This window comes from Erythrobacter sp. SN6-5, from assembly GCF_057364945.1.
Window position 1 is genome coordinate 1436225 of record NZ_CP200282.1, and the last position, 14335, is coordinate 1450559.

Below are 14335 nucleotides of genomic sequence, written 5' to 3' on the forward strand. Positions count from 1 at the left end.
TTTGGGGTTACTGGCGCAGCAGATCGCGGCCCACGATCATGCGCATTACCTGATTGGTGCCTTCGAGGATTGAGTGCACGCGCAGATCGCGCCAGAACCGTTCAATCGGGTAATCCCTGAGATAGCCGTATCCGCCGAACAATTGCAGTGCATCGTTCACGACCTTGCTGCCGTTGTCGGTTGCAAGCCGTTTTGCCATCGCTGAGAAGCGCGACTTGTCCGGCGCATTGTCTGTCACCTTGGCTGCTGCGAGATAGAGCAGCGCGCGGGCGCTCTCGAGGTCGGTTGCCATATCGGCCAGCATGAACTGCGTGTTTTGAAAGTCCGCAATCGGCGTGTCAAATTGCTTGCGATCCTTGGTGTAGGCAATCGCCTCATCGAGACAGCGCTGCGCCCCGCCAAGCGAACACGCACCAATGTTCAAGCGTCCGCCATCTAGCCCCATCATCGCAAAACGGAACCCTTCGCCTTCATCGCCGACACGGTTCGCGACCGGAATGCGTGCATCTTCGAAGACCACCTGCGCCGTGGGTGAAGCGTTCCAACCGAGCTTCTTCTCAGGCGCGCCGAACGAAACGCCTGGTGTGTCTTTGTCGATCACCAGGCATGTGATGCCCTTGGTTTTATGCTCGCCCGTGCGCACCATGGTGACATAAATATCATTGACCCCGCCGCCGGAGATGAACTGCTTCGTGCCGTTGAGTACGTAGTGATCACCGTCCAGCACGGCATTGGTCTTCAGACCTGCAGCGTCCGATCCGCTGCCCGGTTCTGTCAGGCAATAGCTGGCGATCTTATCCATCGTGACGAGGTCAGGTAGATAGCGTTCCTTGATCTCCGCCCCGCCAAACTGGTCAATCATCCAAGCGGCCATATTGTGGATCGAGATGAATGCGCTGGTGGTGGGGCAACCGTAAGACATCGCCTCCATAATCAACGCTGCTTCAAGTCGGCCAAGCCCGATACCGCCGCTTTCTTCTGAGACATAGATCGCGCCAAAGCCCAACTCTGCGGTGCTTTTGATCACGTCTTTGGGGAAATGGTGTTTCTCGTCCCATTCGCCAGCAAACGGCGTGATGTTATCGGCGGTGAAACGCTGCGCCATTTCTTGGATCGCGAGTTGATCGTCTGTGAGCTGAAATTGTCCTGTCATGGATGATCTCCTACCCGGCTTAAGGGCGCGAGAAAAGGCGTGATCGGCTGCGAATTTTGCTGGGACCATGCAATTTTTTGTAACTATTTGCTCGCGTGCGCGTAACTATTGGTATGACCCAGACAAAGCCCAAGCTGTTGATCGTGTACAATGCCGATGGCGGTATCCTCAACGCGCTGGTCCACGCGGTGCACAAAACCGTCTTTCCCGCGACCTATCCGTGCTCCCTATGCGCGGTCACATACGGCACCGTGTCGATGCGCAAGGTGTGGCGGCAGTTCCTCGATGGCTTGGATATGGAGAAGGTGTTTCATCACCGCGATGATTTCGCCGCTGATTATCCCGGGCATGAATTTGTGCTGCCTGCGATCTTGATCCGCGAGGGTGATGGACAGCCGGAGCTGCTGCTTGGCCCAGAGCAATTGGATCAAATGACCGATGTGGCAGAGCTGATCGCAGCGTTGGAGCTGGCCTTGTCTCAACGCCAGAAGTCTGCCGCTGCTTAGGCGCTTGCCGAAGCTTTGACAGAAGGTATTTAACCCTTCGTTTTAGGGCTGAACCATGGTGCAGGAATCTGCATTCGAGGCCGCTTTCGCTTCTTCAAACAGAGCCTGGGTCGGTGCCAGTCTTCGGATCAGAACTACGCCGCGCAGAGTTGGGCTGACAACATCGGCCGCGTCCTCACCGGGCGCCGCCATGCTTGAGATCATTCTGACTTTTTGGGCGCTGCCCGCTGTCCGAATAGTTGCAAAATTGTTTGTGTGGGCGTCGAAGAACGAGAGAGATTGATATTCCGGCCATTCGCCGATCGTTACGTCGAGCCATGCCGAGCTTTCCCCATTAGTGCTGAGGTCATAGCGACATAGCGAATAGAACAGATCGGGTGAGCTCCTGACCACGGCCTGACTTTGCGGAGTAATGCGCTGCGGGGTTGTGAAGGCGTGTTCGGCAATACCGCGATTCTTGAGCGTGGCCAGAGTGCGGTCCATAATGACGCCTGGCGCATAATGCAGCGCTGCCCAATGCGTGGCGAGTGCTGTTACGATCAGCATTGCAATCGGGCCAAGCCAGCGGTTCATGCTTCATCCTCACAAGAAAGCCGCTCGACGGACGGCGACTCAAGCGCGCTCTGCGGGTCGGCCAGCAAGGCTTCGTCAGGCATGTACAGCCGCAGTGTAAGGTCGAAGTTGCCTGCACCGCGGCTCGAAATCCAAAGGCGGTTTTCCTGCGGTTTTTGCGGTGCGATAATGGCTGTCATCACTGCGCCAACAGCCTCTTCATTGGCCTCTGCGACGACGTTCTGATCTGCATTGATAGACAGCGCCTCATCCTCATTCATTGGCAATTTGCTGTCAGCATCATACAAAGTGACCGACCACCATTCAGCAGGCATTTCGGCCACTTTCAGGCGATAGGTGCACTCTTCGCGCAGGCGTTCACCCGAACTGTCAGTCGTGCGAGTGAAATAGACGGCTTCACTCTTTGCAAGCGCTAACAGGCCATGGCGAGCGACCCTTGCGCGGGTGTAGGGATCGGCGGCGTTCGACCCGATGGCGAAATCTGCCCGCCAACCGCGAACCTCAATATCTCCGAAATCGAGCGGTTTCATCCCTGGCCAAAGCCCGGCCATGTAAAGCATGCTGGCAATGCCAATCGCAGCGCCTAGGATCAGTGCCAGGCCATAGCGTAGTGCTGTGCCGATCACGCTAGGATCGCCTCGGCCTCAATCTCGACTTTCCATTCTTCCCGGCACAGCCAGGCTACGCTCAGCCATCGTTGCTGCAGGAGGGGTCTCGCCGAAAAAGCGGGCATGAACCTCGCCAACGGCGCTCTGATCGGCGGGATCGGTCAGCAGCATTCGAGTGCGCACAACGTCGCGCGCGCTGCCGCCCAAATCCTCAATCGCTTTCACGATCAGAGTAAGACAGCGCTCAGCTTGTTCAGCGGCCCCGCCCAGCGTTGTCTCACCATTCTCCTCAATCGGGCCAGTGCCAGCGACAACGATACGATTGCCGGTCCGCACCGCGCGGCAAAATCCGAATTGCGCCTCAAAAGGCGAACCGGATGAGGTGCGTTGACGTGTCATTGCGCAGGCTCCTTTTTCAGCTCTGTTTCGCCTAGTACTTCGCGATTGAACCTCTCGCCGAGCTTGGTCGTATCATTGCCAGGATACCAGCGCTGCGATCCGATCCCCTTGTGCCATGCGGCGAGTTCCACCAAGGTCCCCTGCGCCGACGGGACGTCGGGGGCAGCGAGATAGGCCGGATCGGCGAAGGCTGCATCGGCGGTAATAATTGTCCAGCCATTCGCCTTTAGCGCGTCGACCAAATCGCCAATGAACATCGCTGAAAGGTCGGTCTCATGCAGCAGCATATTGTGGGCAATCGGGCGGCCATAGGTCTCGCGGGCAAGCCGGTCATAAAACTCGGCGGCCTCGACGTGGCTCTCAATGAATATGCGCCCGGCAGCGTCCAAATCAAAGAGTTCGCCGCTGCGCTTGGCACGGTTCAATTCGTTATCGGTAAACCAGTCTGAGGCGTCTACGGTTGGGCTGGCGTTGAGCAGTCCGCGCGATTTTAGCGCCGCACGAACGGCGTCGCGCTTGGCCACATCTTCGCGGCCCTCGTCGAGATAGGGGTAGCGGAACCAGGCGCGGTAACCGCGCCGGTCTTTGAGCCATGCGCCTGAGCGCGGTCGATCTCCGCGATGTACTCGGAGGTTTCAGTTTGCGAGAGGCGCGGGTGATCCGCGGTATGATTGGCGATCACGTGCCCGGCGGCAACATAGGCGGCGATACGCTTTTCCGCGCCGGGACGTTCAGCGATTTTTGCCGGATTGAGGAAGAATGCTGCCTGAGTAACGCCCGCCTCGTTCAATTGCTTGATCAAACGCTCCGTGCGCTCATCTTCATCGAAAAACGCACCAGGATGACGCGGTGTATCATCGAATGTCAGCGCGATGCGCTTGTCGCCATCCACTTGCGCTGCGGGTGCTTCCTGCACCACGTTTGGGCCGGTACAATTGACGAGCAATATGCCCAAGAGAGCCAGAAGGCCCGTCTTCACGATTTGGGCCACGTTCCCCTTCATTCGCAGCGCTTGCGCGGCATCGGCGTGCCTGCTTGCTCACCGTCCGCATCGGCTGGCGTCAGAATATCGCCGCCATCCGTCAGCGTCAGGCGGGTGCGTTCCGTCCAGCTTTCGCCTTCGCCAGACATCGAGAGCGCAACCACCACTTGGTTGTCATTCTCCACCTCGACGCTCTCGACCTCGCCGACGCTTTCGTAGAACATCAGATCGCCAGCGGTTACCTCTAGGCGTAAGTCGGATTCGGGTGCGCAGCTACCCTCAATATAGTCCCATACACCGCGAAATTGCTCTGGGATTGCGGCGATGGCCGGAGCCGACGGCGCTTCCGGCGCCGTTGCTGACTTAGGGGATGCGACGATCGGCGCAGCGGGCGCTTCTGCGTCCACTGGCATGCTCTCTTGCGCGCCCTGATCCGCCTGGGAACAGGCAGCCAGAAGAAGAACAGTGGATCCAATCAGCAGTCGCATAGGCCTTACCCCATGGTTGGAATGACAAAGGCGTTCCCGCCATCCGGTGAGCCATCGGGCCAGCGCTGGGTGACTTTCTTGACCTTAGTCCAGAACTTCAGACCTTCCATGCCATATTGATCGGTGTCGCCAAAGCCGGAGCGTTTCCACCCGCCAAAGCTGTGATAGCTGACCGGCACTGGGATCGGCACGTTGATGCCGACCATGCCGACGTTCACGCGGCTCGCGAACTCGCGCGCGGCATGGCCATTGCGGGTGAAGATCGCGACGCCATTGCCATATTGATGATCACTCGGCAGGCGCACAGCCTCTTCAAAATCATTGGCCCGCACAATCTGCAGCACTGGGCCGAAGATTTCTTCCTGATAGCTTTCCATTTGGGGGGTGACCCGGTCGATCAGGGTCGGGCCGATGAAGAAGCCTTTCTCATGACCTTGCAAAGTGAAGCCGCGGCCATCCACGACGATTTCGCCGCCTTCGCGCTCCGCCGTGTCGATCCAGCCCTCGACCCGCGCCTTGTGCTCAGGTGTCACAACCGGGCCGTAATGCGCGTCGGGATCGTTCGAGACACCAATGTTGAGCGCATGGATCGCCGGGATCAGCTTCTCTTTAAGGCGCTCGGCGGTGTCTTCGCCCACTGGCACAACCACTGGTAATGCCATGCAACGTTCGTCGAGCGGAGCCGAAGGCTGCGCCTGATAGATCATTCACGACCTGATCGAGGTCCGCATCGGGCATCACAATGCCGTGGTTCTTCGCGCCGCCCATGGCCTGCACGCGCTTACTGGCGGCAACGCCGCGCTTATAGACATAATGCGCAATATCGGATGATCCGACAAAGCTGACCGCGCTGATATCTTCATGGTCGAGGATCGCATCGACCATTTCTTTATCGCCATGCACGACCTGCAGCAGACCCTCTGGCGCGCCCGCTTCAACGAACAGTTCCGCGAGGCGAACCGGCACAGATGGATCGCGCTCCGATGGCTTCAGGATAAAGGCATTGCCGACCGCAATCGCCATGCCGAACATCCACATCGGGATCATCGCGGGGAAGTTAAACGGGGTGATCCCTGCGCCAATGCCCAACGGCTGGCGCATGGAATAGACATCAATGCCCGGGCCTGCGCCCTGAGTATATTCGCCCTTCAAGACTTGCGGGATGCCGCAGGCAAACTCGATCACTTCCAGTCCGCGCTGAACATCGCCCTTCGCATCGTCGATCACTTTGCCATGTTCGGAGGACAGGAGCTCTGCCAACTCCTGCATGTTCGCCTCGATCAGCTCCTTGAACTTGAACATCACGCGGGCACGCTTTTGCGGATTGGTCGCCGCCCATGCCGGCTGCACTTCCTTTGCGGTCGCGACAGCTTTTTCGAGCAGCGCAGCATCGCCCAGTGCAACCTCGGCCTGGATCTCGCCGGTTGATGGGTTCCACACTTGGTGCTTACGTTCGGCAGCGGTGTTTGGTCCGCCAACCATGAAGTGATCAATCTGACGCATGGGGTTGGATGCTCCTCTATTGCCGGATCAATTGCAGTTGGACGCGCGCTGCGCAAGCTCTGCAAGCCTCACAAAAGCTGGTGGGAATTCTCGCCCCCACATTGCGACACGATCTGTCCTGCGTTTGAGCCTTTATGAAATTTTGTGCACGCAGATTGTACAATGCATTTGTCCGACGCCCCTATGGCGGTGCCGGTTGCGACTGTTTGTTTGGACGCCGCGTACGGATGTTGACGATTACGTGATCCTCGTGTTTATCGCGCAGCGCTCAATGCGGGTGTAGCTCAATGGTAGAGCAGCAGCTTCCCAAGCTGACGACGAGAGTTCGATTCTCTTCACCCGCTCCATCCCCGCCATCGCCGAATCCGCCCTGCTACGGCTCCATTTAGGAGTGGGTTGGGTGATGCGTCTAAGGCGGCCTAAATACCAATCCTAACTGTTGGTGTCATTTCCCAATCATCTGCAAGAGATGTTGTGTGGGAAATCGGTCATCTCTCTCAAAAGCTCAGAATTCTGCCATTTTTCAAGTTTGGCACGACTCCTGCAGAGTTATTTTCATCCAGCGGGGTCGCCCCGCCAGATACGAAACAGACCAATAGGAGACTTCAAAATGTTCGCTACCGAAACCAACAACGCTGTCCTCGCAGCTGTATTCTCACTGACCATTTCTGCCGCTCTGTTCGCCACAGCGATCATCCCAGCCAGCCCGACTCTCTTCGCTTAACAGCGCCAACCCACCCAAAGGAATTCAATCATGTACGCCGACGCCAACAGCACCACGATCCTCGCAGCCGTCCTCTCCGTCGCTATCTCAGCTGTCTTGTTCGCAGGCGCCATCGTTCCAGCCAGCCCCGGTCTGTTCGCTTAAGAGCCGTTTACATGAACACCGACCGCTAAGGGCCCTAAGGCCAGCGCCCGGTCTCAACCTTGGAGGCTGGGCGGCAAAGAAGCGGAATTTACGGGTAGACCGCCGGACGCTTCGCCATCATCGCAGCCACGCTTTCGCCGAACTCACTCGATTTCAACTGCGCCGCGAAAATCTCACCTTCGACATTCATACATTCGGTGATCGCCTCGTTCTGAGTGCGGACCAGCGCCTTGGAATGCCGCATTGCATTCGGCGCAGCATTGGCAACCAATTGCGCCAGCGCGCGGGTTTCCGCCGCAAATACATCATCTTCAAACACCCGTGAGACCAGCCCCATGCGCAATGCTTCTTCAGACGTCAGCGTGCGCCCGGTCATGAACACATCGTTCGCCGCCGCCATGCCGATGATCGCTGGCAGCAGCATCGAGGACGCCGCCTCCGGCACCAGGCCTAGCTTTACGAACGGTGCGGCAAAAGTCGCCGAGGTAGCGCAATAGACCAGATCGCAATGCAGCGTCAGCGTCAGGCCGACGCCAATCGCGGGGCCATTGACGGCGGCAATTAGTGGCTTTGGACAATCCTTGATCGCGTGGAGAAATTGCACGACCGGCGGCAAGCCGTCGCCGCGAGGGCCCATAGCGAAATCTTGCAAGTCATTGCCCGAGGTGAAGTAATCGCCAATACCAGTGAACATCAGCGCGCGCGCACTGTCGTCGCTGGCATAGCCGTTCACTGCATCGGCCATCGCCTGATACATATCCTGCGTGATCGCATTCTTCTTTTCCGGACGGTCGAAGGACACCGTCGTCAAACGGTCGGCGGTTTCAATGCGAATATGATCGGTCATTGGCTTGGTTCCTTTGATTGAGGGGCATTCACATTGCGTGCGACAATTGTTTGTGAATGCGATGTCACGTGGTCGAGAAAGCGCGCGATTGTGCGACGCTCCTGCTCGGAAAATGGCTTAAGCAATTCGGTGTTGATCGCCTTTGTGATTGGCGATGTGTGCTGCGCAATTGCGCGCCCAGCCGGCAAGATCGTGAGGGCAATGCGGCGGCGGTCCTGCTCGTCCGGCGTCCGTTTGACCAGATTGGCTGCCTCCATCCGATCAATCAGGCCGCTGAGGCCAGATTTGCCTAGGTGCAGCGCTTGCGCAATTTCGCCCAGCGATAATCCATCCTCTTTTGCCAGCATAAACAGGATTGCCTGCTGCGCGCTGCCAAGTCCGATCTGATCGCGCAAATGATGATTCGCTGCCCGGAAAAGGGCGGCATGGGCAGCCTGAAGCTGGTGGAAGATGCGAAGTTTGGACATTTGATTGTTCGCATACGAACTAATATCGGGCGATTGTCAAGCTGTGGGTTACCGGATGCAGCGCTCAAACTAGCTATTTGAGTGGCATGCGGATCGCGCCGTCCAAGCGGAATTGGTGGCCATTGATATAGGTGTTGCGAGCGATCTCCACGATCAGCGAGGCAAATTCCTCCGGCTCTCCGAGGCGCTTGGGGAAGGGAACGCTGGCGTTCAGCTGATCCCACATTTGCGGATTACGATCCTTCATGCCCAGCATCAGCGGCGTCGCAAAAATCCCCGGCATGACTGAGTTCACCCGGATGCCCAAGTCCATCAGGTCGCGCGCCATCGGCAGAACCATGCCGTTCACGCCGGATTTGCAAGAACCGTAGATCGTCTGGCCGATCTGGCCGTCTTGCGCCGCGACACTGGCGGTAAGGGTTATGGAGCCGCGCTCCCCATCATCGTTGACCGGTTCAGAATTGGCCATGCCCAGTGCAGAGATGCTCGCCACCCGGTAGCTCGCGACCAGAATGCCCTGCGCGCCGAATTCATAATCTTCGGTGGAGAGACGCTTGTATCCGCCCTTTTCCTTGTCCCAGCCGATGGTCTTGCCGCGCTAGGCTGGCCATGGCGCAGTGGACGGTGACACGTTCTTGGCCATTGGCTTCGCGCGCAGCGGCAAAGCCCGTCTCGACCGAGGCTTCGTCCATGATGTCGACATGGTGAAAGGTGCCGCCAATCGCCTTTGCATGCGCTTCGCCGTCTTCATCATTGATGTCGAAAATCGCGACCTTCAGCCCGGCCTCTGCCAAAGCCGCTGCGCTTGCCCGGCCCAGACCCGATGCGCCGCCGGTAACAACTGCGGCCATGCCTTTTGTCAGTTTCATATGCTCTCCCCGTTTTTCCTGGTTGCTCAGACTTGTAAGCGAGCGGCGCGTAGCTGCAAGTCTCAGCCGCAGGAGGCGCTGGCGAAACCGCTGTGGCATAGCTAGGGCGGAGCTATGGACTCGTTTCTCTTTGCTATGCTGCTGGTGTTTGCGATCGCGCTGGGCGGGCGTGATCAGCTGATCATTGCGCAGTTTTCCGAAGTGGAGGAACGCAATTTTGGTTTGCTGATTGCGGGCGCGGCCTGCGCCGTGATGAGCGCGGGCGTGATGGCCTATGCCGAGCTCAACCATGGCCGCAATCTTGCCGCCGCGTGCCGCAGATATGCTGGTCGCCTTCGCGCTGGCCATCGCCGCGTTCGAACTGTGCTGGCGGGTCAAGGTCAAACCGATGAAGGAGCCGACCCGATCTTACATTGCGATTGGCGCGGTTTTGCTCGCGCGCCAGATCGGGGATGCGGCGCGCTTTGCGATCTTCGCGCTCGCGGCCGAGGCGGTCTACCCAACCACGGCCTTTATCGGCGGAGCGATTGGCGGCATCGCGGCCATTGGTCTCGGTTGGTCGCTGGGACTCAAACAATTGCAGCGGTTTCCGCTGCGTACCATCCGGTTTGGCTTTGGGTTTTGTTTGATTGTCGCGGCTTTGGTGATTGGATTGAACGCTCGTTACATGTTTCTGTGATTGGCTCGAATGATCGTTGTAACTTCAATTTTCTCGGAACTGATGCAGCGGCTTGGCGATTGATTGGATGCAACTTTACGACGCGCCGACACACCGTTCAGGCGCCCCACACGAGAATAGGAGAGCCTTTCAATGCTCGACCCAAATGACAATTCCAAAACCGCAATGGTAGCCGCAATCAATGGTCTGTTGGCCGATCACTTTGCCCTCTACGTGAAGACCAAGAACTTTCACTGGCATGTAAAGGGACCGCGCTTTCGCGACCTGCATTTGTTGTTCGACGAACAGGCGCTGGCCATCCAGGGCCAGATTGACGCGATCGGCGAGCGCGCCCGTAAGCTGGGCGGCGATACGATCACCTCGATTGGCATGATCGCACAGCATACTCAGGTTAAAAACCAGGACAGCGCGTCCCTGTCTGCTGAGGAGATGATCGCCGAGTTGCGCGATGATAACCAGCGTATGGTTGATCGCCTCAAGTCGATGAAAGAAACCGCAGAGCAGGCCGGTGATAACGCGACCGATGGCCTGATCGACGATTGGACCGATATGGCCGAAGAACGCGTCTGGTTTCTTAACTCACTGCTCCAAGGATAAATGCGCCTGCATCCCCGGCATTGCCGAGCACCGGCGAATACGATTGCAAAGATCAAGAAGGGGCCGTTTCCGCTAGCCGGAGGCGGCCCTTTTGCTATGCGGGTGGAATGAAAACACACATGATCGAAGCCGCCACGCCTGAGACCATCGCTGAATGTGTCGCCGCCCAGCTCAGCGATGCATTGAACTCGCCATTGTGCCGTGGAGGCGAAGTGGGAAACTTGCCAATTTCAATCACCGTACCCGGTGGTTCAACTCCTTTCCCGATATTTGAAGCGCTGGTAAAACATCCGCTCGATTGGTCGCGCATTATCGTGTGGCCCAATGATGACCGGATCGTGGCAGAGGATCATGCGGCCTCCAACACTGGAAAATTGCGCAGCATTTTTGAGTCGGTTGGCGCGCAAGTTGTCGCCCTACCTGATGCGGAGGAACCGCCGCGTTTCGCGCTGGCATGGCTCGGGATGGGGGCGGACGGCCACATCGCCTCACTCTTCCCCAACACTGATCCGCAGACTGATGACGCGCAGCTGATCCGCCGCCTGACGCCCGATCCGCTGCCGCCAGAGGCTCCGTTTGATCGTATAACGCTGACCATTCCCGCTCTGCTAAACAGCGGGCAGTTGATGTTTACGCTCGGTGGCTCGGCGGAAAAACGGAGCGTATTTGAGGCGGCCCTTGCCGGTGAGCACAATCTGCCGGTTGCACGTTTGATTGGCGCAGCGGGCGAGCAGACGCTAACCTGCTTCGCATGAAGCTGACCGCACTTATTCCTGCTGCGCTCCATCGGGCTGCGTTGCCCCTTGCACACAAAGTGCGGCATCGCTGGCGCGGGCTTATGAAACACCCGCTGGCTGGTTGTTCCGTAATCATTACCGACTTTAACGGCAATTTGCTGTTGCTGAGGCACAGTTACGGCCCGCAGGGCTGGGCGCTGCCTGGCGGCGGCCTAAGCAAGGGCGAGGATGCTAGCGAGGCTGCGCTGCGCGAAGTGCATGAAGAGCTGGGTCTGGAGCTAAGTGCCGTGACCCTCATCGGGACAATCGACGAAGTGATTTCAGGCGCGCCGCACACGGCCTATCTGTTCACGGCTGTTTGTGATGACCACCCGAAGCCGGACCAGCGTGAGGTGCTGGAGGCGCGGTTCTTCCCCTTGCATTCATTGCCAGAACCGCTGAACGAGCGAACCCGTGCACGACTGGAATTTTGGCGCGGGAAAAAGGGCGACGGTAGCGCGGTCGCCGACTAAAGCAGCGACAATTGCGCGGTGTCCTTAGGCGGCGACTTGTTCTCTACGCCCTCCAGATTGGACAGGGTGAGCCCCATCAACCGGATCGGCAGCCTAAGCGGCAAAGCCTCCTCCAGTAGCTCCCGGCCAATGGCCGCAAATTCTTCCTTGTTTGCAACCCAATCCGGCAAAGACTTTGAGCGGGTCATATTCTGAAAATCGGTGTATTTCATTTTTAGGGTCACCGTGCGCCCGCGCGCCTTGGCGTTTTCAATCCGTTCCCACACGATGTCGGTGATATTGGCCAGAGTTTCGCGCAATTGCGCGCCGCTAGAGATATCTTCGCTAAAGGTCCGTTCTCCGCCAACCGACTTGCGTTCCCGGTGAGCGCTGACCGGGCGCAGGTCGATGCCGCGCGCGGCGCGGTAGAGATAATCGGCAAAGCTGCCAAAATTTTCACGCAGGAATGCGATGTCTTTCGCGGCCAGATCCGCGCCCGTCGCTATGCCAAAGCGCTTCATTTTCTCCTCCGCCTTTGGTCCGACGCCGTGGAACCGGCGGATCGGCAGGCCAGCGACAAAGTCTGCGCCTTCGCCCGGCCGGATAACGCACATGCCGTCGGGCTTGTTCTGATCACTGGCAATCTTGGCGAGAAATTTGTTGTATGAAATGCCCGCGCTAGCGGTCAGCTCGGTCTTGGCTTTGATTTCCTGCCGGATCAGTTGAGCAATGCGCGTGGCCGATCCAATGCCTAGCCTATCCTCGGTCACATCGAGATAGGCCTCATCCAAGCTGAGCGGTTCGACATGCGGCGTGTGGTGTTCAAACACTTTGCGGATGGTCCGGCTGGCCTCTTTATAGGCATCAAATCGGTGGCGCACGAAAATGAGATCGGGGCACAGCCGCTTGGCCGTGACCGATGGCATGGCGCTGCGCACGCCGAATTTGCGTGCTTCATAGCTGGCGGCGGCGACAACCCCGCGCCCGCCAGATCCGCCCACCGCCACCGGCTTTCCGCGCAGTTCAGGGTGATCGCGCTGCTCAACGCTGGCAAAAAACGCATCCATATCGACATGGATGATCTTGCGCAGGCCAACCGCCTCTTCGTTTCCGCCGCCGGTTCCTGCGTTGCCTTCCATAGCGCTGTATTACGCGATCACTTGGCCAAGCGAAACCTTCGCTGTCCTCCACAAAAACCAAGCTCGATCAAATCGCTGCTTTCCTTCTTGTACGCTTACGCCCAATGACCGCAGACCATGTCAACAACCACAGCCGCCACAGCTCCCAAAGCCTTGGGTGAGCGCGAGATGATCGTGCTCATGGCGCTGCTGATGAGCCTGCAGGCGTTTGGCATTGACGCAATGCTGCCCGCTCTGGGAGAGATCGCGAGCGATTTTAATGCTGATGGCAATGACCGGCAGCAGGTGATCGGCGCGTATTTTCTTGGATCAGGGCTGGGCGCGTTGTTTCCTGGAATGTTTGCTGATCGTTTCGGGCGCAGGCCAGTGCTGGCCGTGGGCCTGTTCGCATACATCGGATTTTCGGCCGCCTGCGCCTTAGCGACCAGTTTTGATATGCTGATTGCGATGCGTCTGGTGCAAGGTTTTACCTGCGCTGGGCTCAGCGTCGTACCGGCGGCGATTGTGCGTGATCAGGTGGGCGGCGATCGAATGGCCCGGCTGATGAGCCTTGTCATGATGATTTTTCTGATTGTTCCGATTATCGCTCCGGCCATTGGTCAAGTCATTCTGATCTTCGCAGGTTGGCAGGCCATTTTCATCGCGATGGCGGTGGTCGGAACTTTTGTGGCTGCGTGGACATGGCTGCGCCTGCCGGAAACGCTGACGGATGAAACTCGGCAGAAAATCGATGTTGCCACTGTTGCGCAAAATATGGGCCAGGCATTGTTTAACCGTCAGGCAATCGGTTACGTCATTGGCAGCGGGCTAGTGTTTGGATCACTGTTTGGCTTTCTCAATTCGTCGCAGCAATTGATCGGCGAGGCGTTCGGAATGGGCGAATACTTCGCGCTGATCTTTGGCGGAGCGGTGCTGGGAATGGTGGCGGCCAATTTCCTAAATTCGCGGATCGTAGAACGCTTTGGCGCGCGCCGGGTCAGCCATACGGCATTGTTTCTGTTTATAGCCGCCTCCTTGCTGCAATTGTGGTCGGCTAGCCAACCCAATCAGACGATCTGGCAGTTTGTCCCGCTCATGAGCTTCAATATGGCGATGCTCGGCTTTGTGGGTGCGAACTTCAGCTCAATTGCGATGCAGCCATTCTTCCATATCGCAGGGGCTGCCAGCTCCGTTCACGCTGCGCTCCGCATGACATTGGGCGCGCTGCTGGGCGTGGCGATTGGCGCGTCTTATGACGGAACAGCGGTGCCGCTGGCGATAGCAATGCTTGTCTGTTCTTTGCTGTCGCTGGGCATCGTGTTGTTCAGCGAGCGGGGCAGGCTATTCACGCGGCCAAATGGGTGAGTGAAGTAATTGTTCTTGCACGCCCCTCCGTCGGCGATCAGATCAGTGAACCTTTGACCTATCCAGTTCCATAACGATCACGGTC

Annotated in this window: 17 protein-coding genes, 1 tRNA gene and 2 pseudogenes; 8 read left to right on the forward strand and 12 right to left on the reverse strand. The window is 58.0% G+C overall.

All coding sequences use genetic code 11. The features are described 5' to 3' along the window. Positions 1-7: 7 nt before the first annotated feature. A complete protein-coding gene (locus AC0V6Z_RS07205) occupies positions 8-1153 on the reverse strand; it encodes an acyl-CoA dehydrogenase family protein (RefSeq protein WP_472640658.1) in 1146 nt (381 codons plus the stop codon). A gap of 113 nt (positions 1154-1266) precedes the next feature. Between AC0V6Z_RS07205 and AC0V6Z_RS07210 the strand changes: the two genes are divergently transcribed. Beyond that, the gene (locus tag AC0V6Z_RS07210; protein ID WP_472640659.1) at positions 1267-1659 is read left to right on the forward strand and encodes a hypothetical protein; all 393 of its coding nucleotides are present in this window, start codon (positions 1267-1269) and stop codon (positions 1657-1659) included. Positions 1660-1701: 42 nt separating this feature from the next. On the opposite strand, the gene AC0V6Z_RS07215 is transcribed toward AC0V6Z_RS07210, so the two are convergent. The 7 genes and pseudogenes from AC0V6Z_RS07215 to AC0V6Z_RS07245 form a co-directional block, all read right to left on the reverse strand. After that, positions 1702-2232, reverse strand: coding sequence for a DUF1254 domain-containing protein (locus AC0V6Z_RS07215; RefSeq protein WP_472640660.1), 531 nt, complete (start codon positions 2230-2232; stop codon positions 1702-1704). Continuing rightward, positions 2229-2858 carry a DUF1214 domain-containing protein gene (locus tag AC0V6Z_RS07220; RefSeq protein WP_472640661.1) on the reverse strand — a complete coding sequence of 210 codons (630 nt, stop codon included), beginning with the start codon at positions 2856-2858 and terminating at the stop codon, positions 2229-2231. Before AC0V6Z_RS07220 ends, AC0V6Z_RS07215 begins: the two co-directional genes overlap by 4 nt. Positions 2859-2876: 18 nt before the next feature. After that, positions 2877-3239 (reverse strand): RidA family protein, encoded by a 363-nt coding sequence (locus tag AC0V6Z_RS07225; RefSeq protein ID WP_472640662.1) that lies wholly within the window; start codon positions 3237-3239, stop codon positions 2877-2879. Next, the gene (locus AC0V6Z_RS07230) at positions 3236-3763 is read right to left on the reverse strand and encodes a polysaccharide deacetylase family protein (RefSeq protein ID WP_472640663.1); all 528 of its coding nucleotides are present in this window, start codon (positions 3761-3763) and stop codon (positions 3236-3238) included. Before AC0V6Z_RS07230 ends, AC0V6Z_RS07225 begins: the two co-directional genes overlap by 4 nt. Continuing rightward, a complete protein-coding gene (locus AC0V6Z_RS07235; RefSeq protein ID WP_472640664.1) occupies positions 3730-4242 on the reverse strand; it encodes a polysaccharide deacetylase family protein in 513 nt (170 codons plus the stop codon). The genes AC0V6Z_RS07230 and AC0V6Z_RS07235 overlap by 34 nt, the downstream gene beginning before the upstream one ends. Further along, positions 4239-4709, reverse strand: a complete 471-nt coding sequence (locus AC0V6Z_RS07240; protein WP_472640665.1) for a hypothetical protein — start codon at positions 4707-4709, stop codon at positions 4239-4241. The genes AC0V6Z_RS07235 and AC0V6Z_RS07240 overlap by 4 nt, the downstream gene beginning before the upstream one ends. 5 nt (positions 4710-4714) lie before the next feature. Further along, positions 4715-6212, reverse strand: a pseudogene (locus AC0V6Z_RS07245) (CoA-acylating methylmalonate-semialdehyde dehydrogenase). Between the two features lie 273 nt (positions 6213-6485). Here AC0V6Z_RS07245 and AC0V6Z_RS07250 point away from each other — a divergent pair. Together AC0V6Z_RS07250 and AC0V6Z_RS07255 are read left to right on the forward strand one after the other, a co-directional pair. After that, positions 6486-6559 (forward strand) — tRNA-Gly (locus tag AC0V6Z_RS07250). A 407-nt stretch (positions 6560-6966) separates the two neighbouring features. Further along, positions 6967-7080: an enoyl-CoA hydratase gene (locus tag AC0V6Z_RS07255; protein ID WP_472640666.1), complete on the forward strand. Its 114-nt coding sequence runs from the start codon at positions 6967-6969 to the stop codon at positions 7078-7080. Positions 7081-7168: 88 nt separating this feature from the next. Here the strand turns inward: AC0V6Z_RS07255 and AC0V6Z_RS07260 are convergent, their stop codons facing one another. The 3 genes and pseudogenes from AC0V6Z_RS07260 to AC0V6Z_RS07270 form a co-directional block, all read right to left on the reverse strand. Further along, complete coding sequence (locus tag AC0V6Z_RS07260) at positions 7169-7927, reverse strand: enoyl-CoA hydratase-related protein (RefSeq protein ID WP_472640667.1); 759 nt, start codon at positions 7925-7927, stop codon at positions 7169-7171. Further along, entirely contained in the window at positions 7924-8394 is a 471-nt protein-coding gene (locus tag AC0V6Z_RS07265; RefSeq protein WP_472640668.1) for a MarR family winged helix-turn-helix transcriptional regulator, read from the reverse strand. Before AC0V6Z_RS07265 ends, AC0V6Z_RS07260 begins: the two co-directional genes overlap by 4 nt. 73 nt (positions 8395-8467) lie before the next feature. Then, positions 8468-9263: pseudogene (locus AC0V6Z_RS07270) on the reverse strand (SDR family oxidoreductase). A 274-nt stretch (positions 9264-9537) separates the two neighbouring features. Between AC0V6Z_RS07270 and AC0V6Z_RS07275 the strand changes: the two are divergent. From AC0V6Z_RS07275 to AC0V6Z_RS07290, 4 genes are all read left to right on the forward strand, one after another. After that, the gene (locus tag AC0V6Z_RS07275) at positions 9538-9942 is read left to right on the forward strand and encodes a hypothetical protein (RefSeq protein ID WP_472640669.1); all 405 of its coding nucleotides are present in this window, start codon (positions 9538-9540) and stop codon (positions 9940-9942) included. A 132-nt stretch (positions 9943-10074) separates the two neighbouring features. Continuing rightward, the gene (locus AC0V6Z_RS07280; RefSeq protein WP_472640670.1) at positions 10075-10539 is read left to right on the forward strand and encodes a Dps family protein; all 465 of its coding nucleotides are present in this window, start codon (positions 10075-10077) and stop codon (positions 10537-10539) included. 119 nt (positions 10540-10658) lie between these two features. Continuing rightward, the gene (locus tag AC0V6Z_RS07285) at positions 10659-11294 is read left to right on the forward strand and encodes a 6-phosphogluconolactonase (RefSeq protein WP_472640671.1); all 636 of its coding nucleotides are present in this window, start codon (positions 10659-10661) and stop codon (positions 11292-11294) included. Between the two features lie 83 nt (positions 11295-11377). Beyond that, positions 11378-11788 carry an NUDIX domain-containing protein gene (locus tag AC0V6Z_RS07290; protein ID WP_472640672.1) on the forward strand — a complete coding sequence of 137 codons (411 nt, stop codon included), beginning with the start codon at positions 11378-11380 and terminating at the stop codon, positions 11786-11788. On the opposite strand, the gene dinB is transcribed toward AC0V6Z_RS07290, so the two are convergent. Next, positions 11785-12906 (reverse strand): DNA polymerase IV, encoded by a 1122-nt coding sequence (dinB, locus tag AC0V6Z_RS07295; RefSeq protein ID WP_472640673.1) that lies wholly within the window; start codon positions 12904-12906, stop codon positions 11785-11787. The genes AC0V6Z_RS07290 and dinB overlap by 4 nt on opposite strands. A 117-nt stretch (positions 12907-13023) precedes the next feature. Between dinB and AC0V6Z_RS07300 the strand changes: the two genes are divergently transcribed. After that, positions 13024-14250 carry a multidrug effflux MFS transporter gene (locus tag AC0V6Z_RS07300; RefSeq protein ID WP_472640674.1) on the forward strand — a complete coding sequence of 409 codons (1227 nt, stop codon included), beginning with the start codon at positions 13024-13026 and terminating at the stop codon, positions 14248-14250. Positions 14251-14335 lie beyond the last annotated feature (85 nt).